Genomic DNA, 26470 nt, shown 5'->3' on the forward strand with positions numbered 1-26470 from the left:
ATGAAAATGACCGTCGAGGTACATTGGGAGCGAGACGGAGCTGTCTTCACCGACAAGCGCTACAGCCGCGCCCATATCTGGCGCTTTGATGGCGGTCAGGTCGTGCCGGCGTCGGCCTCGCCGCATATCGTTCCGCTTCCCTATTCTGTGGAAGCCAACGTAGATCCGGAGGAGGCATACATCGCGGCGATCTCCAGTTGCCACATGTTGACTTTTCTTTCTCTCGCCGCGCCCAAGCGGATCGTCGTCGAGAGCTATACCGACAAGGCGACCGGCGTGATGGAGAAGATCGACGGAAAATTGATCGTCAGTCGTGTCGAGCTCAGGCCGACCATCGTCTACGCCGGCGAACCGCCGACCGCAGCAATGCAAGCGGAACTGCACCACTTGGCGCATGAACAATGCTTCATCGCCAATTCCGTCAAGACGCAAATCCAGGTCGCGACTTGAGATACTCAATCTCTACCGCAGGCGTTTTGTGCTGAGTTTGCGCGCTGGCAATGGCGTTGAGCGGCAGCCCGGCTAACCCGGATGCTTGCCGCTCGGGCATTCAGAGTACCTTGGATCCCCGTCAGATATGCCAGTCGGTCGTGTGGGCGGATTGTGTCGAGGCGGCAAGCTGAGCGTTATGATCGTCCAGGGAATAGGCCTTGATATAGTCGATCTTCATCTCGGACCCGTTCGGCAGGCCGTCCGTCGGCGTGCCCGCCACACCGCCGACCGCGAGATCGACCAGCATGTACATCGGGCCGTGCATATCGGCCGGCGTGTCGGCATGGGCAACGGCAACGTCGTCGAAATACCAGACGATCTGATCCTTATCCCAGAGCACGCCGTAATTGTGGAAGCCATCGGTGCTTGGCACTTCCACCGGAATAGACGTCTTCGTATGCTCGCCGGTGGCGTTCGAATGAACCGTCACGTTGACGGTGGTCGGGTTTTGCCCGCGCATTTCCACCACATCGAGTTCCGGTGGCCAGGAGCCATCCTCCGGCAGCAGCCAGAAAGCAGGCCATACGCCCTGGTTATGCGGCATCTCCGCCCGCATTTCGAAATAGCCATACGTCTGAGAGAAGGTGGATTGGGTGGTCAGAATGCCCGATGTATAATCATGGTTCTCGACGATCGCCTTCAAGGCGTCCGGCGTTTGCTTCGCCGTGATCGTCAGAATGCCTTCGGAGATGGAAAACGGGTTTGCGGATGCGGTCGGCGCGTAAGAAGGGTTGATGTACCATTGCAGCTCATCGTTCAGGCTGCTGCCCTTGTCCGGCGCCCAGGAATATTTCGCATCCCAGGTACCCTGCGTTCCCTCGTGCAGCGAAAGCGAGTTGAAATCATCCGAAAAGGTCTGCGTCAGCGACGATCTGTCGAGCCCGAGCTGAAACTGGTCTTCATGCAGGTCGGAGATGGTCTTGTTGGCGAAGACCAGGCTTTCGCCATTGCCGAGATCGAGCCGGACGTTGGCGCCTTCCTGTGTGGAATGGCTGACAACCTGATCGAACGACGTCAGGCCATATTGATTGAGCCTGACCTTGTCGTCATCGCTGAAATCGGTGATGAGATCGCTGCCGTTGCCCTTGCTGATGATGAAGGTATCGGCGCCACCGCCGCCGGTCAGCACATCGTTGCCGGCACCGCCATCGATGGTCTGGCTGCCGCTGCCGCCAGTGATGATATTATCGGCGTCATTGCCATAGGCATGACGGTTGTTGCCGGTGACCGTCAGATTTTCGAAATTTTCGGGCAGCGTATAATCCATCCAGGTATTGATGGTATCGATGCCGGCATTGGGCGCCTCATAGGCATGATTGAGGCTGGAATAGAGATAGTAGATATCGTCGCCGGTACCGCCCATCATCGTCACGTTGACGGAGGCGTCGCCCCACATGGAGTCGTTGCCGGCAGTGCCGTAAAGCACTGGGCCAGAGCCGGTGGCGGAAAAGAAGCCTGTCGACGTGTCGCTATAGTAAAGTGGCTGTCCAAGGGCATTCAAAACTGAATTGGGCATAAGAATCCTCTTCCTTTGTGCCGGACGACCTCCTCCACCGAGCTAATATTTCTCCCCGCTCATATGCATCAAATAGCGTGCATTCTTTTCCTGCCCACCCCCGACGGCAAGTTTTTTCGCCGAGCTATCCAAAAGCGCGGATTGCGGCATTCGCGCGCGTGGGTATTGAGCCCGGAGACGCGATTGCTCACCGCGTCTCCAATTCGGATTTTAGAGGGCGGCCTTCACCTTGGCGGCAACGTCAGGGCTTACCCAGGTCGTCCAGATGTCTTCATGGTTCTTCAGGAAGTACCGGGCGGTGTCTTCGTTGGTGCCCTGATTGTCCGTCTGCCAGGCAAGGACGCCATTCACCACATCATTCGTCCATTTCCGCTTCTTCAGATAATCCATCGCAACGCCAGCCTTTTCGGCAAACCGTTTGGTAACGACGGTATAGACTTCAGAGACGGGGTAGGAATTGACCTTCGGATTGGCGCAATCCATGACCGAGGTGCACGCATCCCACTCCGCCTTGTCGTGAGGCACGCCGAAGGAGAGGCGCACCATCGGATACTTGCCGAGGATAGCGGTCGGCGACCAATAGTAGCCAAGCCAGCCCGTCTTCTTTTCGAATGCATTGGCGATGGTGCCGTCAAGAGCGGCGGCAGAGCCGGTTTCGACGATTTCAAACCCCTTCTTCTCGCCGTCGAGCGCCCGAAAGAGATTGCCGAGCGACGCCTGACACTGCCAGCCGGGCGGGCAATTGTAGATGACGCCCTTTTTCGGATCGTCCGATGCCGGGAAGAGTTCCGGGTGTTCCAGCGCCTGCTGGACGGTCTTTATATCGGGATGGGCGTCGGCGAGGAATTTCGGAATCCACCAGCCGTCCTGGCCGCCATCGGAGAGAATGCCGGCCGCAACGACCAGCCTGCCTTCGGAAACCGCTTGGTCCAGCGGCGTGCGCACCGCATTGATCCAAAGTTCCGGCGCGACATCCGGCTGGCCCTTTTCGTTCATCGAGGTGAAGGTCGGCAGCGTGTCGCCCGTCACGAGTTCCACCGAGCAGCCATAGCCTTCCTGGAGGATGATCTTGTCGACATTTGCCGCAACGCCTGCCGACGCCCAGTTCATTTCGGCGATCGAGACCGAACCGCAATCGGCATGTGCAGCGCCGGCAAAGGTATAAAGTGCTGCAGCGAAGAGGGCGGCAGCAATATGCTTATTCATGTAAGACCTCCAGGTCCTGATGTTACTGTTGTCGAAGGATGTCGCGGGTGATCCCGCCATCTTTGCCTTCGCTCTTGCGATGCCCCGGCGGCATCACGGCCGCGCAGAGACAAACCCGAACAGTCAAAGCGGTCGGGGCGCATCCGGACTACTGCCACATCGATCCCGATGCCATGGGTTGACCGGATGAAGTTTTAAGCTTTCCCACAGGAAATGACTGGATGCTATCGGCGTCATCTGCGCCTTGCGCCCCCGCGCGCGAGCCGGAAACCCCGTATGATTGCTGCCGAACGGAACTATGCGCGAACCGCTGTGGGGCAGGTTCTGTCGGCGACCACGATGATACCGAAGGCTCTGGCTTTCTTTCGATCCCCATGGCGATGCTCTCCTGAGTAGAACACTTTCCGATTTTTGCAGCTATTGCCTTTAAGGCGTTGGAGGATACATCGCAGCATGTTGAAGCAATCAGGAGTTTCATATGCGGAAGATCATTCTGATCGGTATCGTGGCATTCGGATTTGCCGCGCCAAGCTATGCACAGGTCTCAAACGACCAAATGGAATTGGCTTATAATTCGGCACGCAACCAGCTTGGCGTGCTGAAATATTGCCAGAATGCGGGCCATATCGATGGGGCCGCTGTCGAGACCCAAACGAAGATGCTCGCCCTCATACCGGCACCCTCGGACACGTCGAAGGGCGACGCGGCCGAGCAAGAGGGTGAAAAGGGCAAGATCTCCGCCATGGGCGTGAATCAGGACCTTGCAGCCATTACGAAAGCGCAGAACGTGACTGAAAAGCAGTTTTGCGAAACCATTGCGAATGCGGTGAAGCAGGCCGGCGCACAACTTCCCAAATGAGGTACCAAGCTGCGACGGTTGAAACCGCCGCAGCTTGCCATGCGCAGTATTGGCATCTGCATCACCATATCCGGATATGGTGGAACAAGAGCCGTCACGCCAAGCATATCAAGCGACTAGTAATTAGGAAAAGAAGGCGTGCCAGGGGCGAGAGGCGTCTTTCTGAATGAACGCTCCTATTGATCTTTGCAGGGCCGTCGCTTCGAGCTGCCTGATGGTTTGCTTGAGATCATTCCAACGCCAATGAACGAGCCACGGGCCGGGTTGCCACCGAAGGCCTCAGCGATCTTGAAACGGATTTCCGCCTCTCTTTGCATAAACGCACCACAATGCCTTTAGTCTAGTGTTTTTATAGACAATTATCATGCCGTTCAGTCTGCGCGATGTCGAATGGTCTCTTGGCCGCATGATCGATGCCGCAGCGACCAATATAGGGACGGGATATGAGAAAAAGGCATCCAAGCATGAACGGCACCGGGCGAAGCAAGATCGGCATTGGCCTGGCATTTGCTTTTTTGACGATGATGGGCACCGCGGCAAATGCCGCATCCGATACGGCAAAGCCGGTCGATGGGGGCACTCTCAATGTCGGACTGGGAACGGATGCTTCCATCATCGATCCGTCGATTACGGGCAATTCCGTCACGGCATTGATTACCCGTAATATCGTTGACTCGCTCGTCGGGCAGGCCGAAGACAACAAGTTCACGCCGTGGCTCGCAGAAAGCTGGGATATCAACGGCGACAATACCGTCTATACCTTCCATCTGCGTGAGGGTGTGACATTCAGCGATGGCACTCCGCTCGATGCGACCGCGGTCAAATACAATTTCGATCGCATTCTCGATCCGAAAACGACCTCCAGCTACGCCAAGTCGCTGCTCGGGCCGATCGACAAGATCGAGGCGCCCGATGGCCGTACGGTGGTGATCCATTATCGCCAATCCTTCGCGCCCTTGCTGCAAGGGTTGAGCCTTCCCTATCTCGGTATCCAATCGCCGACCTATCTTCAGAAGGCGCAGAGCACGACGAATACGGTCATCGGGTCGGGTCCCTACGTGCTCGACAATTTCACCAAGGGCAGCGGCAGCAAGCTGAGCCGTCGCGCCGACTACAGCTGGGGTCCCGGCTATGCCGCGCATAAAGGGCCGGCCCATTTCGATCAGATTGTCTTCAAATATCTGCCGGAAGCTTCCGTGCGCCTCGGCGCGCTGGCGAGCGGTCAGTTACAGGCGATCGATGCGGTGCCGCCGGCAAACTACCGCTCTGTTCAAGGTAACGGCAAGCTGCAGGTGGTGACGCGAGAAAACCCTGGCGTCAACAGTGCCTATTTCCTGAATATCTCGAAGGGACCATTTCAGGAGCTGAAGGTGCGGCAGGCTTTCCAGCGCGCCGTCAATGGGCCTGCGGCGGTCAAGGCCGCTTTCTTCGGAACCCTGAAACCGGCCGACAATATCCTCGGCCCGTCGACGCTCTATTATGACCATGACATTTCCCGCTCATGGGGCTTCGACCTGGAAAAAGCCAACCGGCTGCTTGACGAGGCGGGCTGGTCGCAGAAGGACGCCGATGGCATTCGCAAAAAGGACGGCAGCCGGCTGGCGCTGCACTATGTCTATGACAGCACCTCACTTGCCGCGACGGAAGTGACCCTGGCGCAGGCTGTTCAGTATCAGGTTCGGCAGGCGGGTTTCGATCTTGAGCTCGATCCGGTCGATGCCGGCGGCTGGACCGCTCGCACCAATGCCAATGATTACGATCTCGTATCCTTTTTCTACGTGCGCGCCGAGCCCGACATTCTGCGAACGGTGTTTCATTCGGCCTATATTCCGCCTGCCGGTCAGAATGCGTCGCGCGTCAAAAGCCTCGACGAAAAGCTGACGAAAGCGGTCGGGGCTTCCGATGCCGAGCGCAAGAAGCTCTATGCCGAGGTGCAGAAGGAAGTGATCGAGCAGGCCTATGCCGTGCCACTTTTCGTGGCGGCCTATCAGCTCGGCGCCTCGAAGAGCCTCCATGGCATTTCCTGGGCCACCAATGCGAAGCCGAATTTCTACGATGCCTGGCTGGACCGCTAAGCTCTTCCAAACCGCTGTGCGGCGGACCGGGGTAATCGTTGCCGTGCTTTGGGGCGCGGCAACGATTGCCTTTATCGCGGTCAAGCTCATTCCCGGCGATCCCGTCGCGATATTGGCTGGTGGGGAGAACGTCGTCGATGAGGCAGAACGGGCCGCATTGGTGCATCAATATGGCCTCGATCAGCCGCTCGCGCTGCAATATGCGCATTATATCGGCAAGGCTCTGAGCGGCGATTTCGGACAAAGCTACCAATATAGGCAACCCGTTTCCGAGGTGATCTATGAGGCGGCGGGACCGACATTGCAGCTCGCCGGGAGCGCGATCGCACTTGCTCTTCTTCTGGCGATCAGCGTGGCCCTGGCGACAGCAGGCCGTCGCAAAAGCCTGACATTGCTGTCCTCGGGGATAGAGCTGATCCTTCTGAGTACGCCCGTCTATTGGATCGGCATTGTGCTGCTGACGATTTTCAGCTTCAATCTGGAATGGTTTCCGGTCACCGGCAATGACGGACCATCCGCGCTTGTGCTGCCCGCCATAGCCTTAAGCCTGCCGCTGGCAGCACTTTTAAGCCAGGTATTGCGCGACGGCCTGGAGGAGGCACTGTCCCAGCCGTTTTCGCTGACAGTCCGGACACGCGGCGTCGGCGAGACGGTCCTGCGTGTCAGACATGGCTTGCGGCACGCCGCGCTGGCGGGCTCGACCCTCACCGGCACGTTGCTCGCGAGCACTCTCGGCGGCTCGATCCTGACCGAGACGGTATTCGGCCGTTCGGGAATAGGGCAGATCACGCTTCAAGCTATCAAGACTCGCGACATGCCGCTGATCCTCGGTCTCGTGATGCTGTCTGCTCTTGCCTTCGTCATCGTCAATCTGCTTGTCGATGCATTCTACCTTCTGATTGATCCACGTCTAAGGAGGACAGGCCTTTGAGCGATGTCGTGCTAGCTGAAAGCAGGCAGGAGCGCCGCGTCGCGCGCGGACGCCCGGTCTGGCTGTCTTTCGGGCTGCTTGTTCCCTTCGCCTTTGTGATCGTTCTCGGTGTTGCGGTATGGGCGCCGCAATGGTTGTCTTCCTTTGATCCCGAGGCCGTCGATCCGAATGTGATCCTGTTGCCGCCTGATGGCCAACATTGGTTCGGAACCGACGAACTGGGCCGGGATCTGTTTTCTCGCGTGGTTTACGGAACCTCGCAATCCCTGACCATCGGCATCGGAGCCACCCTGATTGCCAGTCTCGGTGGTATCGTATTGGGGACGATGGCTGCGCTGGCTCCAAGGCCGATCGGCGGGCTTTTATTGCGCATCATCGATATCCTGCTCGCATTTCCGGAAATGCTGCTTGCGCTGCTGGTGATCGCAGTGCTCGGGCGCGGGCCTGCAAATACGCTGTTGGCGGTCGGGCTTGCCAGCATCGCCGGATATGCTCGGCTGATCCGCTCGCAGGTGCTTCAAATCAAGCTGTCGGGCTATGTCGAACATGCCGTTGCGCTTGGAGAGCATCCATGGACGATCATTAGCCGGCATATCATCCCCAACGCCATCCGGCCGCTGCTCATCCTCGCGACGGTTGGCGTGGGGAGTTCGGTACTATCCGCATCGGCCCTGAGCTTTCTGGGCCTTGGCGTCGTGCCGCCGGCGGCGGAATGGGGTGCGCTCCTCGCCAATGGTCGCAATTTTCTCGATATCGCGCCCTGGACCAGCCTGCTACCGGCAACGGTGGTTGCGCTTTCCGTCATTTCGATCACGCTGCTTGGTCGCCGGCTGCAAACCCTTCTCGCAACGGGAGATCTGCGGTGAATATTCAGGCCACCCTGCGAGACTTTCGGACTGCCACTTCCGAGCCGTCCCCGCTGCTTGCGGTCAAGGGGTTGAATGTGGCCTTTCAGACCCCGCAAGGCCGCGTGGATGCGGTTCGCGACTTGTCGCTGCAGATCGCGCCCGGCGAAATCCTTGCATTGGTTGGCGAATCCGGATCCGGAAAATCGGTAACGGCCCGGGCGATTGTTGGTCTCGCCGGATCGCGCTCCGTGGTGAAAGCCGACAGAATAGAGCTGACCGCTCATGATGGCCGGCCGCTCAATCTCCTCGATCTGTCGGAAAAAGCCTGGCGCCGTGTGCGCGGGCGCGAAATCGGTTTCATTCTCCAGGACGCGCTCGTATCGCTCGATCCTTTGAGAACCGTCGGCCGCGAAATCGCTGAGCCTATCCTCACGCATCGACTGGCGCCGCGCTTACTCGTATCGCAGCATGTTGTGCAATTGCTGGAACATGTCGGTGTTCCCGAGCCCGAATCGCGGATGGGGCAATATGCGCATCAATTGTCGGGCGGATTGCGGCAACGGGCATTGATTGCCTCCGCACTTGCCGGCCAGCCGCGCTTGCTCGTCGCCGACGAACCGACGACGGCGCTGGATGTCAGCGTCCAGAAAAGAGTGCTCTCCATCTTCAAGGAGCTGGCCGCTGCCGGCCATGGCATCCTCCTGATCACGCATGATCTCTCAGTTGCCGCCCAGCTCGCCGATCGGGTCGCCGTGATGGAAAAGGGCCAGCTGGTAGAAACCGGCCCGGCGCGCAGCGTTCTGTCAGAGCCACAGCACGACTACACAAGGCAGCTCCTGGCAGCCGTGCCGACGGCGGCGAATCGTGGTCGTCGTCTCAGCGCGCCGGATACGCCCTTGCCGGCCTGCGAGCCCGTTCGCGCGGGCGAGCGTCTGCTGGATATCCGCAATGTGTCGATGAGCTTCAGGCGCACGGATGGCAGCTTTCTGCGCGCTGTCAGCGATGTATCGCTTCATATCGACGGCGGCGAAACGCTGGGTGTTGTCGGCGAATCCGGTTCGGGCAAGACAACGCTCGGCAAGATCGCGCTGGCGCTACAGCAGGCGGATGCAGGGGAGGTGTTGTATGAAGGGCGACCGTGGAGTGCGCTTTCCGAACGCATGCGCCGTCCCCTCCGGGCCGGAATACAGACGATCAGCCAGGACCCGCTCAGCTCGTTCAATCCGCGCTTCACCGTCGAGCGCATCATCGAGCAACCCTTGCTTCTCCATGGCGGGCTCGGCAGATCGGAGCGGCGCGAGAGGATCATCGGTCTGCTGGATCTGGTCGGGTTGCCGCCGGATCTGCTTGCCCGAAGGCCGACCACGCTTTCCGGTGGTCAGCGCCAGCGCGTGTCGATCGCACAGGCTCTTGCCGCGACGCCGAAGCTTTTGATTTGCGACGAGCCCGTTTCGGCACTCGACGTCACGACGCAAGCCCAGGTTCTGGATCTGCTGGTCGATCTGCAGGCAAGGCTCGGCCTGTCGATGATCTTCATTTCGCATGATCTGGGAGTGATCCAGCATATCAGCCATCGGATCGTCGTCATGAAGCAGGGAGCGATCGTCGAGGCCGGATCTGTCGAAGACGTCTTCGAACGGCCTCGCCATGCCTATACACGCGAACTGATTGCATCGGTGCCGAGGTTTTCGCACTAGAGGCCTGGTCGTAAGGCGGTTGGGCGCATTCTTTACATCCTCTTGTCGACGGCGAAAATGGCCGGTGCTGACCCCATTGCTGTCGGCGTCTTACCCTTGAGAAGTATCACGCCGTCAACCTGCTCGCCATCGGGTCCATACTATCTGCCAGAATGGATTTGAGCTGGGACTACCGATGTTGCCGTCGGGAAGATTGGCGGGCAGCATTTCGCCGGAAAAACCGTTGTCGCTGATCTTGCCGTCACGAGGGCGGCGAAAGAGCATTGTCGATGCTGCCTTTCTGGGAGCCGTCATTCAAATGACCGCTGGCGAGACGCGCCCGATGCGGTTTCCGGTGCGAAATTGCATCGTCTGCCTATCTGATCGTCCGGATTTGTGCGCTGCCCGCTCCATTCGTGTGCGACTTTTTGCAATATCATGCACACTTATTGGTCTATAATTGCCGTTTTCAATATAGGTGAAGTTGAAGTAACTATTGCTAATGAAAAATAACACGTATGTTTAGTGGTCATAAATTTTATGTATAGCCTGAAAATTCAGCTTTGTTTCCGTCGAAAGCAGCCATATTAATTGAATATTATAAAAGAATAATTCTTTGAACTACATCGATTCGATGGTGCGCTGGCGTGAAATTAACGTTATTGGTTCGGAATAATTCGGATTCTTGAAGGCGGGGAGAGCGAGATGGGGCGCATAATGTTGCGGGGAGCAAATATGAATGGGATGGCGTTATTCGAGCTCATAAGGCGTGCCGATGGGCGCTTGCTCATATTGGCAAATCGACCGAGTGGAGGATTGTGATGGCTAGCCGGACTACCGTTGCCGCCGCCGGTGTAGGCACATTGCAAGAGCGCTATGGCGACTGGACACTGACCATCGTCTATCAAGGAGCTGCCGATCATACGCGGCCGCATTATGCGATTTCCTACACGCTGTATGATCTGCAGACGAACACGCCAGTACTTTCGATCGAGCTCACTCCCGAGGGTGGGAGCTTGAGGGGCGTGCTGGCCTTGCCGCTGGGGCTGCATCTGCGGAGTGGTCGGTCGTCGCGGGGTGACGAAGCTGCTTTGGGTCTGGCTCAGCCGTTCGGTGCCGCCTCTTCGCGCGGCTGCCCCGTCGAGCTGAAGCTCGATGCAGCCATGGTTGCCAGCCTGCGGCGGCGGCGCAGCCTCCACGTGATGCTGGCTGCGACCGATACAGGTCGTGACATGAGCTACGTCATTTCACTCAATGGGTTTGCCGAAGCTCTCAGCCGGGCGCTCTCCATTGTCGATCCTTACGGCGCAAGAACTGACATCGGATCAGGCTTAACCCTTCAGTAACAGGTCACTGCATGTGGTGGTTGGCGTTTTTTCTCCGAGCTGCAAAGGCATAGATCCGGGATCCAATGCCCGCTCCTTTCCATTGCTTTCGCCGTGGTATCGAATATCGCAGACCGGGTTTCGGTCGTCTTGCCGATGGTTACCGGAGATCGTCAGCCGGCAGCTATTCGAGCGGACTTTTTCAAGTTCCCCGGGTGATGCTGGCAAGCAATGTCCGGCGCGCTTCGCTCAAATGTGCCGTGCAGGTCTGGCTAATTTTCCTTTGGTCCCTTGAGAGGATCGCATCGATATAAGCCAGATGCTGATAGACAGCCGCTTCGTTGCGAATGCGCTCGTCTTTCTTGTTCCATTGATAGTGGTAGAAGAAAATCAGCGAGATGACGTGGTAGAATTCGGTGACGAAGCGATTGCTGGAAGCGCTGTTGATCAAGCGATGCAGCTGCTCGTCCAGAAGTGAAAACCGGTGATAGTCGGTCTCGATCGTCTGCAGCAGCTCAAGATGCTCGCTCCGCAGCTTCCGCAGCTGGTTCCAGCTCGGGTCGCCGTCATCGAGTTCCGCAAAGCGCATGACAGATCGCATTTCGAAAATTTCGCGGATATCGGAAAGCTCGTTGGCGAATTCCAGCGTCATGCCGCGGAAGACCCATTTGCCGCCGGCTTCGCGCTCCAACAGGCCAAAATGCCGGAAGCTTTGCAAAAACTCGCGGATCGTCGTCGTCGACACGCCGAATTGCCGCGCGAGCTGAAGCGCATTGATAGCCTGACCCGGCCCGCTGTCGGATTGGAGTATCCATGTCAGGAAGGCGCGTTCGACCATCAATGTGGGCGGGATGGTCTCGGCTTCAGTGTAGAGCTCGGATGGTTCGGCCGGGCGCAGGACGATCCTATCCGTGGAAAGAAGCCCGCTCTCCGTCGCGGCCGTGAGGCACTTGCGAACCGTCGTCCTGCTGGTGCCAAGGATTCGACCGATCTCGCGTTCCGAGCCGAGAGCGTGTCCATGGCCGACAGACTGCACGTGCCGCAGGAATTCGTTGAACTGGCGCTTGAAGAGGTTTTCGGAACGCATGTTGGTCTGATCTCTTTGGTTTTTTAAACATAAAATACCACTTTAAATCAATCGTCTCAACCGTGTAGATTCCGCCTCAAGCTAGGGAGGATAGCTCGGGAATGAGACCAGCACATTTCAGTGCTCATTGCTGCTGCCGGGAAGATGGCGCCGCATGAGCTACACTTTCGATTTCGAAGGCCTGCTTCCCTATTGGGATCAGTTTGCTAGAGGCGTCTGGCTGACGATCCAGCTTTCGGTGGCCGCAACTATCGCAGGGTTTGTGCTGGGCACGTTCTGTGCGATCGCACGGACCGGCGGCTCGGCGATGCTGAAGACAGTCGTTGGCGCCTATGTGGACGTCATTCGCAACACGCCGCTGTTGGTGCAGCTGTTCATCATCTATTTCGGCATCGCCACGCTTGGCTTGCGCATCCCGGCCAATGTCGCTGCGATCGTCGCGCTCGTCGTCAATATCGGCGCCTATGTCTGCGAGATCATGCGGGCCGGCATCGAGGCCGTTCCGAAGGCCCAGATCGAGGCGGCCGAATGTCTTGGACTGTCGCCTGCGCAAACCTACTGGCATGTCATTCTCCAGCCGGCGGTTGAACGCGTCTATCCAGCGCTCGTCAGCCAGTTCGTGTTGCTCATGCTCGCATCGTCCATCACGTCGCAGATTTCGGCGGAGGAACTGACGGCAGTCGCCAACCGCATCCAGTCCGACACCTTCCTGTCCTTCGAGACCTACATCGTCGTCGGTGCCCTCTATCTGGCGCTGTCCTTTCTCATGCGATGGGCGCTTCTCGGGATCGGCTTCGTGGTCTTCAAGCGCCAGCGCAAGCTTGGCACGGCCTTGTGAGGAGAACCCCATGCCCACTTTCGGCCTGACACAGTTCATCTTCCTGCTCGAAGCCGCGCTTTGGACGCTGGCTTTGTCGGCGCTCGGCTTCATCGGCGGCGGCGTGGTCGGTTTCGTTGTCGCTCTGGCGCGGATTTCGCCGAGCCGGATCATCCGCTGGACGGCGACCGCCTATGTGCAGCTGATCCAGGGAACGCCTCTGCTGGTATTGCTCTTCATCGTCTATTTCGGGCTCAGTATTGCCGGGTTCAACAATCTTCCGGCGCTGCTGTCGGCCGGCGTGGCCATTACGCTCTACACCTCGGCCTTCCTTGCCGAGATCTGGCGCGGAGCTATCCGGTCGATCGCCAAGACACAATGGGAGGCCGCCGAATGTCTTGGCCTTTCGCGCTGGCAGCGCATGACACGGGTCATTCTGCCCCAGTCGCTGCGTATCGCGACACCGCCCACGGTTGGTTTCCTCGTCCAGGTGATCAAGAACACCTCGCTCGCATCGGCGATCGGTTTCGTCGAGCTCGCGCAGGCCGGCAAGCTGATCAACAATTCCACCTTCCAGCCCTTCAGCATCTTCATGGTGGTCGCCGCAATCTACTTTGTCATCTGCTTCCCGCTCACGCTCGCCAGCCGGAAGTTGGAAAGGAAACTGAATGTCTCCAATCGTTAGATTATCCGATGTCCGCAAGAGTTTTGGCGCGCTGCAGGTCCTGAACGGTGTCTCTTTCTCGGTCGAGCCCGGCGAGGTGGTTGCCATTATCGGTCAGTCCGGCTCGGGCAAGTCGACGGCCCTGCGATGCATCGATGCGCTGGAAACCATTCAGGGCGGCGAGATCGAGGTCTGTGGGCACAAGATCCACTCGTCGGACCTCGACAAACGCGCACTTCGTCGCGACGTTGGCATTGTCTTCCAGAGCTACAACCTTTTCCCGCATCTGACCGTCCTGGAGAATGCGTCGCTGGCGCTGACCTGCGTCAAGAAGCTGAGCAAGGCCGAAGCGCGGGATATATCGCTCGATTGTCTCGGCCGGGTAGGGCTTGCGGAGAAAGCCTCTTTCTACCCCGAGCAACTGTCTGGCGGCCAGCAGCAGCGAGCTGCAATCGCCCGGTCGTTGGCCATGCAGCCGCAGGTCATGCTGTTCGATGAGGTGACGTCTGCGCTTGATCCGCAACTGACCGGCGAAGTGCTGAAGGTCATCGAAAATCTCGCGCGCGGCGGCATGACGATGATCCTCGTCACCCATGAAATGGCGTTTGCCCGGAAGGTGGCAAGCAATGTCCTTTACATGCATCTCGGCAGGGTTTGGGAGCACGGCCCGGCGGCCTTGCTCGATGCCCCTCAGACCGAGGAACTGCGCAGTTTCGTCGGCAACGGGCTTTGAGAACAACGAGCCGCTAAACGCAATCAAAAATAAACCGGAGGAGAACCATGAAGCGTCGTCATATTCTAGTAGCCACTGCAGTTGCGATCCTGGGTACTTTCGCCAGCCATGCGCAGGCAGATGCCCTGGCCGATATCCAGGCTCGGAAAAAGGTGCTCATCGCCCTTGATCTCGGCTCGCCACCATTCGGCATGATCGATGCGAACATGCAGCCCTATGGCTCCGACGTGGAGGTTGCCAAGCTTCTTGCCGAGCAGCTCGGTCAGCCGCTGGACGTCGTCCAGGTCACCAGCCCGAACCGCATCCCCTATCTGCAGACGGGCAAGGCGGACATGGTGATCGCGTCGCTCAGCGTGACGGACGAGCGCAAGAGGGTCATCGACTATTCCAAGCCCTATGGTGTGATCCAATCGGTCATCGCGGCGCCTTCCGGCCAGAGCGTTAAGACCATGGCCGACCTGAAGGGCAAGCGCATCGGCACCACGCGCGGCAGCGTCAACGACAAGGAAGTCACCAAGGTCAATGATGGCTCGGAAATCGTACGCTACGATGACGACGCGACCCTTGTCACGGCGCTTGTCAGTGGTCAGGTCGATGTGATGGCGACGTCGCCGCAAATCATGAAGGCAGCCAACGAGCGCAACCCCGCGTCGAAGTTCGAGGTGAAGATGGTGCTCAAGGTATTCCCCTATGCCATCGGCATCCGCAAGGGCGATGCGGCGTTGAAGCAGCGGCTCGACAAGTTCGTCGATGAGAACCTCGCCAATGGCAAACTCAACGAGATCTACAAGAAATATAACGGCGTCGACCTGCCGGCCGACATCGCCACCCTGAACTGATCTGCTTCCAGCGAACCGGGCATCGGCGTCCGGTTCGCTCCCCCAATCCGGAAAAGGTATCGTCACGTGAAAGCCCTGTTGATCGAAAGTGAAGGCGTCAGCCGTTTCACCGATGTCGCTCGCCCAAAGCTCGGGGACGGCGATGTCCGCGTTGCCGTACGCCATGTCGGCATTTGCGGGAGTGATCTCAACACGTTTCGAGGTCTGAACCCGCTCGTGGAATTACCGCGCATTCCCGGCCACGAAATCGGCGGTGAAATCATCGAGACAGGGGCGGGTGTATCGTCCGCCTATCAACCGGGGCGGCGCGTCATCGTTCTTCCCTATACCAATTGTGGCTCCTGCTCCTCCTGCCGGAAGGGGCGCGTGAATGCCTGCCGCTACAATCGAACGCTTGGTGTCCAGCAGGATGGCGGGCTTGCCGAAGAGATCGTTCTTTCCGCGGAGAAGCTCATCCTGAATGACACGCTCGATCCGCGCTTTCTTGCTTTGGTCGAGCCGCTGTCGGTAGGCTTCCATGCAGTGGCGCGCGGCCGCGTGTCGTCGAGCGATCGCATCGTCGTGCTGGGCTGCGGCATGATCGGCATGGGCGTGGTGATCGGAGCCGTTGCTCGCGGAGCCGAAGTGATCGCCGTCGATCTCAGCCCGGAAAAGACCGCGCTGGCAAAACAGTTTGGAGCTCGCCATACAATCAATGCCGGTGCGGAGGATGTCGGAGCGCGCATCGTGGAGCTGACGAGCGATCAGGGCGTCGATGTGGCCTTCGAGGCGGTCGGTCTTCCGGAAACTTTTCGCCAGGCGATCGATCTTGCCGGTTTTTGCGGGCGCGTCGTCTATGTCGGCTATGCCAAGGCTCCCGTTACCTATCAGACGCAAATGTTCAATCTCAAGGAGTTGGACATCATGGGCTCGCGCAACGCGACCAAATCCGATTTCGATGCGGTGATCGCTTATCTTGAGACGATCGGCGATCGTGCCGCCTCGCTTATTTCCAAGGTCATACCCTTCGCCGAGGCTGAAGGCGCATTGCCCTTTTGGGACAAGAACCGCGACGTTTTGAAGGTGATTGTCGAAAGATGAATACGCAAGCACGCATGAAATCTCCAACCGCGCTTCCCGATTGGCATGGCGCATTCCGACTGGACGGCCAGCGCGCGCTGGTGACCGGCGGAGGTAGTGGACTGGGCCTTGCGATCGCGCGTTGTCTCGCAGCCTCCGGCGCAGAGGTGGTGCTGGCTGGCCGCAGGTTGGATCTCCTCGAGGAAGCGGCGGCATCGATCGGCCCTCTGGCGAAGGCAGCACAGCTCGACCTTCGTGATCTTGCTTCGATCAAGGCTTTCGCCGCCGGAGTGGAGGAGGCGCACGGTCCGGTCGATATCGTCGTCAACAATGCCGGGAACACGGTGAAGAAGCCGTTCGAGGAATCCGATATTGCCGACTTCGACGAGGTCATGGACGTCCATGTTCGCGGCGCGCTGGAACTGACCCGGCAATTTCTGCCTGGTCAGATCGCGAGAGGAAGCGGCTGCGTGCTCTTCACCGCATCCATGACATCCTTCATCGGCCAGCCATTGGTGATGGGCTATACGACGGCCAAGACGGCGTTGACGGGGGCTGTGCGCGGGCTTTCGGCCGAGTTTGCCGGCCGAGGAATCCGTGTCAATGCGGTGGCGCCCGGCTGGATCGATACGGACCTGTTTCAGAAGGCCACGGCCAACGATCCGGCCCGCCGCGCGAAAATCATGGGCCGAATCCAGATGAACCGCCTCGGCTCGGCCGAAGAGATCGGCTGGACATGCGCTTTCCTCGCATCGCCGGCCGCCGGCTATATCACCGGCCAGACCATCATCGTCGACGGCGGTGCCGTCATCGGCTTTTAGAATTGCCACCAGCGGAGGCTCCCAATGAATACCACAGCAACCCACACAACCGACGCCGATTTGTTCCGCGTGCTGAAAGCCGAGCTCTTTACCGCTGTCGTTGGCGATATCCTTGATACGCTCGGACATCGTCGGCAGTTCCTGCCGGCTGGCATCAAGCCTCTGCGCGACGACATGAAAATCGCCGGCCGTGCGATGCCGGTGCTTGAGGCCGATGTCTTCTCGGACGGGAAGGGCTCCTTCGGCCCGTTGGCTGAGAAGCCGTTCGGCATCATGTTCGAAGCGCTCGATTCGCTGAAGCCTGGTGACGTCTATATCGCCACGGGTTCGTCGCTTCGCTACGCGCTGTGGGGCGGCCTGATGTCGACGAGAGCCACCCATCTGCAGGCCGCAGGTGCCATCCTCGACGGTTATGTGCGCGATGCCGGCGAAATCGAGCGGCTTGGCTTCCCGGCCTTTTCCCGCGGGATCTATGCTCAGGATCAGGGGCCTCGCGGCAAGGTCATCGACTACAACACGCCGATCGAAATCGCAGGCGTCCGTATCGAACCCGGTGATCTGCTTTACGGCGACCGCGAAGGCGTTCTCGTCATCCCGAAGGCCGTCGAAAAGGAAGCGCTCTCGCTCGCCCTGGAGAAGGTGCGGACCGAAAACAAGGTGGCGGAGGCAATCCGCAACGGCATGAGCACGGTCGAAGCCTTCGCGACGTTTGGAGTGATGTGACGTCATGGGTTCTGGCGCGCTGCTAACACATGCCGATGATCCGCGGCTGCTGCTGCTTTCGGAAAAGGACAATGTTCTCGTCTGTCGCGAGGATATTCCCGCAGGAGAACGCATTCGCGTCGGAGACCGGGAGGTGACACTCGCAAAGACGATTCCGCGCGGTCACAAGATCGCCAGGCATGAAATCGCGCCGGGCGCCAAGGTCTACAAATACGGCGCGCCGATCGGTTCCGCCGTCGCGCCGATCGCGACCGGCGATCATGTCCACGTGCATAACGTCAAGAGCGACTACACGCCGAGCCATTTCTTCGACATTCAGGAGGTTGCCAAAAAATGAGCCTGCAAGGCTATCTGCGGCCGGATGGTCGCAAAGGCATCCGCAATATCGTCGCCGTCGCCTATCTGGTGGAATGTGCCCACCATGTCGGACGCCAGATCATCTCGGCTTTCGACGGGCAGGAGGTTCACCTCATCGGCTTTCCCGGCTGTTTTCCCAATGCCTATGCGCAACGGATGATGGAGCGGCTTTGTACGCATCCGAATATTGGCGCAGTTCTGCTTCTGTCGCTCGGCTGTGAAAGCTTCAACAAATACTCGCTATCCAAGATCATCGAGGAGAGCGGCCGGCCGGTGAAGACGCTGACCATCCAGAACGATGGCGGCACGCGCAGCACGATCGCGGCCGGTCGCGCCTGGGTCAACGAGCAACTTGAGACGTTGGCGCTCGATGAGCGGGTCCCGATGGACATCAGCGAGCTGATTGTCGGAACGGTTTGCGGCGGGTCCGACGGAACGAGCGGGATTACCGGCAATCCGGCAGCGGGCCGGGCTTTCGATTCTCTGGTGGCGGCGGGAGCGACCTGCATTTTCGAGGAAACCGGTGAGCTCATCGGCTGCGAGGAAATCATGGCCGATCGTGCGGTCACATCAGAACTTGCCGACGAGCTTCGTGCGGCAGTTGCTAAGGCTGCACGCTATTACGCCACGCTTGGCTACGGCAGCTTTGCCCCGGGCAATGCCGATGGCGGGCTGACGACGATCGAAGAAAAATCGATGGGCGCCTATGCCAAGTCGGGGGCGTCGCCGATCTCCGGCCTGATCAAGCCCGGCGATATTCCGCCGCGTGGCGGTCTTTACCTGATGGACGTGGTGCCCGATGGCGAGGTGCGGTTCGGTTTTCCGAACATTTCCGACAATGCCGAAATTGTCGAAATGATCGCGTCCGGCTGTCATATGGTATTCTTTGTCACCGGCCGCGGCTCGGTCTCAGGCTCGGCAATCTCGCCCGTGATCAAGATCTGCGCCAATCCGGATACCTATCGCCGGCTGGAGGAAGACATGGATGTCGATGCTGGCCGTATTCTCGAGGGACGAGCAAGTCTCGATGAGGTCGGCCAGGAAATCGTCACGCTTCTGCGGGAGGTTGCCGATGGCAAGCCGACGAAGTCGGAGGGCCTCGGCCATCAGGAGTTCATCCTGACCTACAAGTCGTTTGAGCCGATCGGCCCGGCATGCTTGCCAACCTAGGTCAAAGGCTTTGGCCGTCGGCATAGCCCTCAGTTGCGAAGGCTGCTGGCCCGAATGACCAGTTCATGGGCCAGGATCGTATTGTCGTTGTCGGTATTGTCCTCGATGAGCGCCTTCAGTTTCTGGATCGAGCGTTCGGCCATGTCGCGGCGAGGGAGGCGGACCGTTGTCAGCGGAGGGTCCATGACGGCCGAAAAACTGAGGTCGTCGAAGCCTGCAACGGCGATATCTTGAGGAATGCGTAAGCCGTGTTCCTTGAGAGCGGCGATCAAACCATAGGCGGATTCGTCGTTTGAGCAGAAAATGGCGTCCGGCAGCTCCGGCCGGCTCCTGATTTCGTCGGCCGCCCTTTGTCCTTCAATCATCGTGAAGCCGGACTGGATATAGAAATCCGGGGATGCGGGGAGCCCGTGATCGGCCAGTGCCTTCTCCCAGCCTCGCCGGCGGGCGATCGCCATGATTTCCTTTGGCGGTCCGCCGAGATGCGCGATGCGCTTGTAACCCTGCTTTGCAAGGTGATCGACGACGTCATAGGCCGCTTTCACCTCATCGATCTGCACCGCGGTGATGCCGGTGAGATCGGGAGTAGGGCTCAGTGTTCGTACGATCGGCAGACGCCGGCCCGCGGCAATGCACTCGAGAAGCCGCGGCGGGCAGTAACTGGCGGTCAGGAGCACGCCATCGATGCTTCCCGCCAGCAACTCGTCGACATAGCGGTCGGAGCGGCCCGGATCGATGGCGGTATGTGCGATCATGATGTCATAGCCGCAGTCATAGGCTGCCCGATCGATATGCATCAAAAGATCGGGGAAATTCGGGTTGGCAAGGTTTGGAATGAGGACAAGGATCACCTTGCTGCGCTTGAGCCGCAGGGATCGCGCATGGCGGTTGATCGCATATCCGGCTTCCTTTGCGGCCTGGGCAATCCTCTGCCTTGTCTCTTCGGGAATGGGAGGGAGCCCGGCCAGAGCACGGCTGACGGTCGAAGTCGAGACACCGGCGATACGGGCGACGTCCGCCATGGTCGGTATGCGGCTCTCATTCGTGGGTATTGGCTTTCGTTTCGCCATCGGACCTCTGTAACCGGATCGTATCGTCTACATCCAACAAATATTCGATCGTGCCCTTGCATGCAATCGATTGCGCTGTTAGGTATTACGCAATCGATTGCGTAAAAATGCTCTGTGATGTGAGGAGATATCGCAGGGCGGGCTGGGAGGGCCGGATGACGACGTCGACACTTTCGATACAGCTCTATTCACTTCGGCATCTGGGCGGGCTCGATCAGCAGCTCGATGCGGCTGCGCGGGCGGGCTTCACCAACGTCGAAACCATCGGCAGCCATCTCGATGATCCCAAGGCACTGAAGGCGGCTCTGGCAGCCCGGGGCCTCCATGCACCAAGCGGCCATATCGGCCTGCCGGCACTGCGCGGTGACCTGGGGCGGGTCGCGGACGCGGCCACGGAGGCCGGTATTGCGCAACTTTTCATGCCGGCTCTGCCGCCGGAGGAGCGTAGCGGCGATGCGGATGCCTGGCGCCGGGTCGGTACTGAGCTCGGCGAGATGGCCGGCCGGTTGAAGGAGCGGGGCATCTCGCTCGGCTATCATAATCATCATTGGGAGCTTGCACGTTTCAGCGATGGCTCCTGTCCGCTCGATTGTCTTTTCCAGGGCGGAGCCGGCAGCCCGCTCGTCTGGCAGGCCGATATCGCATGGCTTGCGCGCGGCGGCGATGATCCGAAGGTCTGGCTGGAGAAATATGCAGGGCTACTCGTCTCCGCCCATGTGAAGGATCAGGCTCAAGCCGGGCGAAATGAAGACGAGGACGGCTGGTGCGATGTCGGTTCCGGCATTCTCGACTGGCCCGATCTCTGGGCCTTTGCCAGCGCCCGCGGTGCCCGCTTGATGGTCGTCGAACACGACAATCCCAAGGATCCGGCAGGCTTTGCCGCCAGAAGCTTCTCCTATCTTAAGACGATCCGGTAGTCCGATCGTCTCGCATCAGTGCAGATCGATTTCGTTCAACAAGGGGGGAGGAACCACAGATGAACGGCAAGTCGGGTAGCATGACAATGAATCGCCGATCATTCCTCGGAGCGTCGGCTGCGGCTCTGGCCGCTAGTGCTGCGGGCAAGGTCTTTGCGGCAGACGATGCTCTTACGTTTTGGGATATGGTCTGGGGAACGGGAGCCACTTATACGGCCGCCGCCAAGGAGCTGGCGGGCAAGTACACGCCCGCCAGCGGCGCGCTCGGCGTCCGCTATCAATCGATACCCTGGGCAAACTGGTACCAGACATTCACCTCGGCAGCTGCATCGGGGACGACGCCGGCGGTAAGCTCCGGTGCCGCCTTCCTGCCGTTCTATTTTCTCGAGCAGGGAGTGGCCGTTGCGGCCGACAATCTGATCGGCAAGCTCGACAAGGAGGGCAAGAACGACTTTCTGCCGGGTCTGCTGCCCGCGATGAAGACGGATGGCGGCTATGCCGGCGTTCCCTGGTCGATGGATCTGCGTGTCATCTGGTATCGCAAATCGCTTCTGGAGAAGGCTGGTGTCGAGCCGCCGACCGATTGGGACAGCTACATCAAGGCTGGCGAAGCCCTCAAGAAAATCGGCCATATCGGCCTCGGTCTTGCGGCCGGCAGCACGACGACCGATGCGCAACACACCGTCTCGGCCCTGATGATCAACAATGGCGGCGGCTTCTTTGCGCCTGATGGTTCGTTGAACTGCGTGAGTGACCGCAATATCGAGACCCTTGATTTCATCAACGAGCTCGTGCGCAAGGGCATCATCGATCCTTATGCCGCAAGCTATACGTCGGACAATCTGGCGAGCGACTGGAAATCCGGCCGTGTCGCCATGGGCTTCGGGCAGACGGGTCTCGACAAGACGCTGCCGCAGGAAATCAAGTCCGATGCTGTGGTCGCGCACCCCGTTAAAGCTCGTCACGGCGATCTCGGCACCGTCTATTACATCAACTCGCTTTGGATGTTCACGACGACACCCTCGCAGGAATCGTCGGAAGCCTTCCTGGCCTGGTATCTCGACAACATGCATGTCTATTGGACGAGCGGGGTTGCGATCGACGTGCCGGTCAAGAAGAGCATCGCCGATCTGCCCATCATTCAGAGCAACCCGAACCTGGTTCTTTCGATCAACGAATGGCAACCGGTGGGCAAGACGATCGGCGCTCAGGCGCCGCATGCCTTTGCCGCGTTGAATGCCGTCGATGGGGGTGCCGCCAGTGCCGCCTTCGTTCAGCAGATCATCCAGGGGAAGACGAAGTCCAGGGACATTCTCGAAACCCTGGAAGCTTCGCTGCGAAAGGTCGTGCAGTAACATGGCCGAGGCGCATGCAATGCCGGAGGGACGGCGGCTGACGAGAGCATCGACGGCCTCCCGCGCCGGCGCGCAGACGGGGCGCAAGGCGACGATGATCGGCCTTGCCATGCCGTCGATCCTGCTGATGGCGTTGATCAACGCCTATCCGCTGGGATTTGCTCTCGTGCAATCCGTTCACAATGGCGGCCTGCTGCGCCTCGGTAAATTCATCGGTTTCAAGAACTATGTCAACGTTCTGACCGATCCCGCTTTCTGGTCTGCCGCTTCCTTCACACTGCTGTTCACCATCTGCGGCGTGTTCGGTAGCTGGCTGATCGGCTTTGGCCTCGCTATCCTGCTGAAGCCGCAATTTCCGGGGAGAAACCTGTTCAAGGTGCTTCTGTTGCTGCCATGGATCGTGCCGATCGTCGTCACCTCCATGAGCTGGAACTGGCTGGTCGCCACCCCCGGCAGTCTCCTGCCGCAGCTGGCCGAAACATTGGGCTTTGGGCAGATCCTGTTTCTCGCCGATCCGACGATGGCGATGATCACGGTCTGCCTGTTCAAGATATGGATCAGCTATCCCTTCATGATGATGATGGGGGCGGCAGCGCTCGAGAGCATCGACAACAGCGTCTACGAGGCTGCGACGCTTGACGGTGCAAACGCGCGTCAGCAGATCCGCTACATCGTTTTGCCGATGACTGCGCGATCCACCTATATCAGCTGGATCCTGATGACGATGTTTTCGGTCAACGATTTCGCGACGATTTATCTTCTGACCGGCGGCGGCCCGGTTAACGCCACGACTTCGCTGATCGTGCTCGCCTATCGCTCCGTCTTTCAGGATTTCCTGCCCGGTTACGGCGTCGCGATTTCCTTCATGATGACGATCGTTCTGGTCGCCCTCTCGCTCCTGCTGTTCCGGCAGGTGCGCAAAGCCAAGTTCTAGGAGGCTCCCATGGCTGCGAAGACAATGGCTGCGAGCACCACCGTCGGCATCGGCAAATCGGTGGGCTGGACGCGCACCCTCGTGCTTGCATTGATGACGCTTGTTGCCCTGAGCCCGATCCTCGTCATTTTCGGCCTTGCCTTGCGGCCACGCCTTTATTCCGACGTCACCGGCCCGACGCTCGAGACATTCGTCTATGTCATCAGGAATACGGATATTCTGGTGTGGTTGAAGAACAGCCTCATCGTATCCGTCATCGCCTCCTGTCTGGCGCTGTTCGTTGCCGCGCCGGCGGGCTATGTGCTGTCGCGCGCCCGTGGTGGTGCCGTATCGCTCTATTCGATGCTGATCTTCATCATCCAGAGCTTCCCGATCGTCGTCTTCATCATCCCGCTGTTCATCATGCTGTCGCGGATCGGGCTCGTCGACACCTTGGCCGGTGTTTCGATCATCTATGTCGCCTCCAGCGTGTCGGTCGCCTGCTGGATGATGGCGGCCTATTTCGACGGCATACCGACAGATCTCGAAGAGGCAGCCTGGATCGACGGCTGCAGCATGTTCGGCGCGTTTCTGCGCATCGTGCTTCCCAATTCGCTGCCCGGCATTCTGTCCACGGCGATCTATGGGTTTCTCGTCGCCTGGAACGACTATCTGGTGGCGCTGGTCTTTCTGCGCACGGACAGTCGCTTCACCTTGCCTGTCGGCCTGCAGACGTTCTTCCAGCAGAACCAGACCGATTGGGGTCCCGTCATGGCCTGCGCCGTCATCATGCTGGCGCCGCCGGTCATCATCTTTGCCTTGCTCAATCGCTTTTTCAGTATCGGTGGCATCGGCGGCTCGCTCGCCGGCCGATGATATGATCTCAAGAGGCTTTCCATGTCAGATGCCAAGAACCGCGCGTTCAGGCTCGAAACCTTTCGGGCCGTGCTCGATCGTATCATTCCTGCGGATGATTATCCCGGCGCGCTCGATAATGGCGTAGACGGCTTCATTCTCTCGCTGTGGGACGCCGGTCTCGTTGCCGATCCGCAGGCGATAGACCGGGGCCTCATGGATCTGGATGCGCAGGCATCGGGCGGCTTTGCCAGGCTATTGCCCGAGGAACAGGATCGCCTCCTCGCGGAGTGTAAGGACGAAGCCTGGTTCCACATGCTTTGCGAGCTGGCTGCGGAAGGGTTTTATGCCGACCCGGCAAATGGCGCCAATCCGGATGCGGTGTCATGGGGAATGATCGGCTATCGCCCGGGCTTGCCGGAGGGGCCAAGCGGGCCGTCGGAGAATCCGCAGGACGTCGTGCGCGGGAGGTTATGGGCATGAAGATCGACTATGATGCGATCATCGTGGGTGCCGGTGCTGCAGGCAATATCGCGGCCGCTGTTCTGGCCGAAGCCGGCAAGCGCATCCTGCTCATCGAGCGCGGCAAGAGGCGAACCTATGCCGAAGACGGTCATCGCGATCATCTGCGAAATCATCGGCTGCAGGCCTATGGCTTCAATACCGGGCCGGAGATCGACGGCAACCCGCGCGTCTTCATCGATCAGCAGGGCGGGCGGCACATCGTCAAGCCGCACCAGGATAATTACCACGTCAATGCCGCGGTCGTCGGCGGCGGGACCTTCGTCTATGGCGGGCTCGCCTGGCGCTTTCATCCCAAGGATTTCCGTATGGCGTCGACCTATGGGCGTCCGGAAGGCTCCTCATTGGTCGACTGGCCGATTTCCTATGGGAATCTGGAGCCCTGGTATGGGAAGGCAGAGCACGAAATAGGCGTTTCCGGCGATGGCAACGGCGATCGCAATTCCGGCCCGCGCGGGCGCGATTATCCAATGCCGCCGGTGGCGGACAATCCAACGAGCGCGCACCTTCGGGCCGGCGCCAGCGCGCTCGGCCTCTCGACGTTTACGCCGCCGCTTCTTGTCAATACCGTGCCGCGCGCCGGGCGAGGGGCCTGTATCCACTGCGGCTCATGCGTCGGATTTCCCTGCCCGAGCAACGGTAAGAACGGTACGCAGAACACCATGCTGCCGCGCGCGCTGGCGACGGGGCTCTGCGATCTCCTGACCGAGACGGTTGTGGAGCAAGTCGCAACCGATGATCGAGGCAATGTCATCGGCGTTGATATTCTCGAGGCGGATGCGGCCGGGCAGCTCACGCGCCGCCGCATTTGCTCGCGCATCGTCATCCTGTCGGCCGGCGCGATCGAAACGGCAAGGCTCATGCTGCTGACGCGCACGGAGCGGGAGCCGAACGGGCTCGGCAACAATCGCGATCAGGTCGGCCGCAATCTGCAGGGGCACTATTATCCGACGGTCTTCGGTCTTTTCGAGGAGCCCGTTCAAGACAGCAAGGGACCCGGCGTGTCGATCGCGACGACCGACTACAATCACGGCAATGACGGTGTCATCGGTGGCGCCATGTTGGCTGACGATTTCGTCATGCTGCCGATCATCCTCTGGAAATCCGGCCTGCCGGACGACCTGCCGCGATATGGGCTGGCGGCAAAGCACTTCATGCGCGACAACTTCACTCGCATCGCGCAGATCAAGGGACCAGTGCATGAAATACCGAGCGCGGACTGTCGCGTTCGCCTCGATCCGGAAGTCCGCGACAAATATGGGCGTTCCGTCGCTCAGCTGTCGGGAATGACGCATCCCGAAACCGTTCGAACTGCCGACTATATCCTCGATAAGGCCGATGCCTGGATGCGGGCATCGGGCGCCGTGCGGACTTGGGGCAGGAAGCAGACGCTCCGCCTTTCGGCGGGCCAGCACCAGGCCGGCACCTGCCGCATGGGAGAGACGCCGGAGACGTCCGTGACCGATAGCTTCGGCAAGGTCTGGGGCCACGACAATCTCTATGTCTGCGATGCCTCGCTGCATCCGACGAATGGCGGCTACAACCCTGTGCTGACGGTCATGGCGTTGGCATTTCGAAATGCCGAGCGGATCGCCAATCTTCTCTAGCGGGGAAGAAGGTGCAGCTTTCTGCGCACCCGG

Annotated in this window: 26 protein-coding genes; 22 read left to right on the forward strand and 4 right to left on the reverse strand. The window is 59.4% G+C overall.

Annotation, left to right across the window (positions count from 1 at the left end):
- The gene (locus ABOK31_RS25265; protein WP_349959438.1) at positions 1–450 is read left to right on the forward strand and encodes an OsmC family protein; all 450 of its coding nucleotides are present in this window, start codon (positions 1–3) and stop codon (positions 448–450) included.
- A gap of 121 nt (positions 451–571) precedes the next feature.
- Here the strand turns inward: ABOK31_RS25265 and ABOK31_RS25270 are convergent, their stop codons facing one another.
- Entirely contained in the window at positions 572–2008 is a 1437-nt protein-coding gene (locus ABOK31_RS25270) for a family 16 glycosylhydrolase (RefSeq protein WP_349959439.1), read from the reverse strand.
- Between the two features lie 210 nt (positions 2009–2218).
- On the reverse strand, positions 2219–3214 hold the full coding sequence (locus ABOK31_RS25275) for an ABC transporter substrate-binding protein (protein ID WP_174173245.1): 996 nt from the start codon (positions 3212–3214) through the stop codon (positions 2219–2221).
- A gap of 478 nt (positions 3215–3692) precedes the next feature.
- On the opposite strand from ABOK31_RS25275, the gene ABOK31_RS25280 reads away from it, so the two are divergent.
- The 6 genes from ABOK31_RS25280 to ABOK31_RS25305 all read left to right on the forward strand — a co-directional run bounded on the left by ABOK31_RS25280 (position 3693) and on the right by ABOK31_RS25305 (position 10949).
- Positions 3693–4073 (forward strand): pore-forming ESAT-6 family protein, encoded by a 381-nt coding sequence (locus ABOK31_RS25280; protein WP_349959441.1) that lies wholly within the window; start codon positions 3693–3695, stop codon positions 4071–4073.
- A gap of 443 nt (positions 4074–4516) precedes the next feature.
- Positions 4517–6148 (forward strand): ABC transporter substrate-binding protein, encoded by a 1632-nt coding sequence (locus ABOK31_RS25285; RefSeq protein ID WP_350019284.1) that lies wholly within the window; start codon positions 4517–4519, stop codon positions 6146–6148.
- Positions 6129–7079 carry an ABC transporter permease gene (locus ABOK31_RS25290; protein ID WP_349959443.1) on the forward strand — a complete coding sequence of 317 codons (951 nt, stop codon included), beginning with the start codon at positions 6129–6131 and terminating at the stop codon, positions 7077–7079. The genes ABOK31_RS25285 and ABOK31_RS25290 overlap by 20 nt, the downstream gene beginning before the upstream one ends.
- Positions 7076–7945, forward strand: coding sequence for an ABC transporter permease (locus tag ABOK31_RS25295; protein ID WP_174173242.1), 870 nt, complete (start codon positions 7076–7078; stop codon positions 7943–7945). Before ABOK31_RS25290 ends, ABOK31_RS25295 begins: the two co-directional genes overlap by 4 nt.
- A complete protein-coding gene (locus tag ABOK31_RS25300; protein WP_349959444.1) occupies positions 7942–9624 on the forward strand; it encodes an ABC transporter ATP-binding protein in 1683 nt (560 codons plus the stop codon). The genes ABOK31_RS25295 and ABOK31_RS25300 overlap by 4 nt, the downstream gene beginning before the upstream one ends.
- Before the next feature lie 800 nt (positions 9625–10424).
- Complete coding sequence (locus ABOK31_RS25305) at positions 10425–10949, forward strand: invasion associated locus B family protein (protein WP_349959445.1); 525 nt, start codon at positions 10425–10427, stop codon at positions 10947–10949.
- Positions 10950–11130: 181 nt separating this feature from the next.
- On the opposite strand, the gene ABOK31_RS25310 is transcribed toward ABOK31_RS25305, so the two are convergent.
- A complete protein-coding gene (locus ABOK31_RS25310) occupies positions 11131–12015 on the reverse strand; it encodes a GntR family transcriptional regulator (RefSeq protein ID WP_349959447.1) in 885 nt (294 codons plus the stop codon).
- A gap of 154 nt (positions 12016–12169) precedes the next feature.
- Between ABOK31_RS25310 and ABOK31_RS25315 the strand changes: the two genes are divergently transcribed.
- The 9 genes from ABOK31_RS25315 to ABOK31_RS25355 all read left to right on the forward strand — a co-directional run bounded on the left by ABOK31_RS25315 (position 12170) and on the right by ABOK31_RS25355 (position 19198).
- The gene (locus ABOK31_RS25315; protein ID WP_349959448.1) at positions 12170–12853 is read left to right on the forward strand and encodes an amino acid ABC transporter permease; all 684 of its coding nucleotides are present in this window, start codon (positions 12170–12172) and stop codon (positions 12851–12853) included.
- A gap of 10 nt (positions 12854–12863) precedes the next feature.
- On the forward strand, positions 12864–13517 hold the full coding sequence (locus ABOK31_RS25320; RefSeq protein ID WP_349959450.1) for an amino acid ABC transporter permease: 654 nt from the start codon (positions 12864–12866) through the stop codon (positions 13515–13517).
- Positions 13501–14229: an amino acid ABC transporter ATP-binding protein gene (locus ABOK31_RS25325; protein WP_092706470.1), complete on the forward strand. Its 729-nt coding sequence runs from the start codon at positions 13501–13503 to the stop codon at positions 14227–14229. The genes ABOK31_RS25320 and ABOK31_RS25325 overlap by 17 nt, the downstream gene beginning before the upstream one ends.
- A 47-nt stretch (positions 14230–14276) precedes the next feature.
- On the forward strand, positions 14277–15068 hold the full coding sequence (locus ABOK31_RS25330) for a transporter substrate-binding domain-containing protein (protein ID WP_349959452.1): 792 nt from the start codon (positions 14277–14279) through the stop codon (positions 15066–15068).
- A 66-nt stretch (positions 15069–15134) separates the two neighbouring features.
- Complete coding sequence (locus tag ABOK31_RS25335) at positions 15135–16148, forward strand: zinc-binding alcohol dehydrogenase family protein (protein WP_349959453.1); 1014 nt, start codon at positions 15135–15137, stop codon at positions 16146–16148.
- A gap of 14 nt (positions 16149–16162) precedes the next feature.
- Entirely contained in the window at positions 16163–16948 is a 786-nt protein-coding gene (locus ABOK31_RS25340) for an SDR family oxidoreductase (RefSeq protein WP_349959455.1), read from the forward strand.
- A 24-nt stretch (positions 16949–16972) separates the two neighbouring features.
- Complete coding sequence (locus ABOK31_RS25345) at positions 16973–17671, forward strand: RraA family protein (protein ID WP_349959456.1); 699 nt, start codon at positions 16973–16975, stop codon at positions 17669–17671.
- A gap of 4 nt (positions 17672–17675) precedes the next feature.
- Entirely contained in the window at positions 17676–18008 is a 333-nt protein-coding gene (locus ABOK31_RS25350) for a UxaA family hydrolase (RefSeq protein WP_174173232.1), read from the forward strand.
- Positions 18005–19198: a UxaA family hydrolase gene (locus tag ABOK31_RS25355; RefSeq protein ID WP_349959457.1), complete on the forward strand. Its 1194-nt coding sequence runs from the start codon at positions 18005–18007 to the stop codon at positions 19196–19198. Before ABOK31_RS25350 ends, ABOK31_RS25355 begins: the two co-directional genes overlap by 4 nt.
- 29 nt (positions 19199–19227) lie before the next feature.
- Here the strand turns inward: ABOK31_RS25355 and ABOK31_RS25360 are convergent, their stop codons facing one another.
- Positions 19228–20268: a LacI family DNA-binding transcriptional regulator gene (locus tag ABOK31_RS25360; RefSeq protein WP_349959459.1), complete on the reverse strand. Its 1041-nt coding sequence runs from the start codon at positions 20266–20268 to the stop codon at positions 19228–19230.
- Between the two features lie 155 nt (positions 20269–20423).
- On the opposite strand from ABOK31_RS25360, the gene ABOK31_RS25365 reads away from it, so the two are divergent.
- The 6 genes from ABOK31_RS25365 (at position 20424) to ABOK31_RS25390 (ending at position 26437) form a co-directional block, all read left to right on the forward strand.
- Complete coding sequence (locus ABOK31_RS25365) at positions 20424–21185, forward strand: sugar phosphate isomerase/epimerase (RefSeq protein WP_349959461.1); 762 nt, start codon at positions 20424–20426, stop codon at positions 21183–21185.
- An 86-nt stretch (positions 21186–21271) separates the two neighbouring features.
- Positions 21272–22540, forward strand: a complete 1269-nt coding sequence (locus ABOK31_RS25370; RefSeq protein ID WP_349959464.1) for an extracellular solute-binding protein — start codon at positions 21272–21274, stop codon at positions 22538–22540.
- 1 nt (position 22541) lies between these two features.
- A complete protein-coding gene (locus ABOK31_RS25375; RefSeq protein ID WP_349959467.1) occupies positions 22542–23474 on the forward strand; it encodes a sugar ABC transporter permease in 933 nt (310 codons plus the stop codon).
- Positions 23475–23483: 9 nt separating this feature from the next.
- Positions 23484–24329, forward strand: a complete 846-nt coding sequence (locus ABOK31_RS25380) for a carbohydrate ABC transporter permease (RefSeq protein ID WP_349959468.1) — start codon at positions 23484–23486, stop codon at positions 24327–24329.
- A 21-nt stretch (positions 24330–24350) separates the two neighbouring features.
- Entirely contained in the window at positions 24351–24791 is a 441-nt protein-coding gene (locus ABOK31_RS25385; protein ID WP_349959471.1) for a gluconate 2-dehydrogenase subunit 3 family protein, read from the forward strand.
- Entirely contained in the window at positions 24788–26437 is a 1650-nt protein-coding gene (locus ABOK31_RS25390) for a GMC family oxidoreductase (RefSeq protein ID WP_349959473.1), read from the forward strand. The genes ABOK31_RS25385 and ABOK31_RS25390 overlap by 4 nt, the downstream gene beginning before the upstream one ends.
- Positions 26438–26470 lie beyond the last annotated feature (33 nt).

This window comes from Rhizobium sp. ZPR4 (assembly GCF_040215725.1).
Taxonomy (GTDB): domain Bacteria; phylum Pseudomonadota; class Alphaproteobacteria; order Rhizobiales; family Rhizobiaceae; genus Rhizobium; species Rhizobium rhizogenes_D.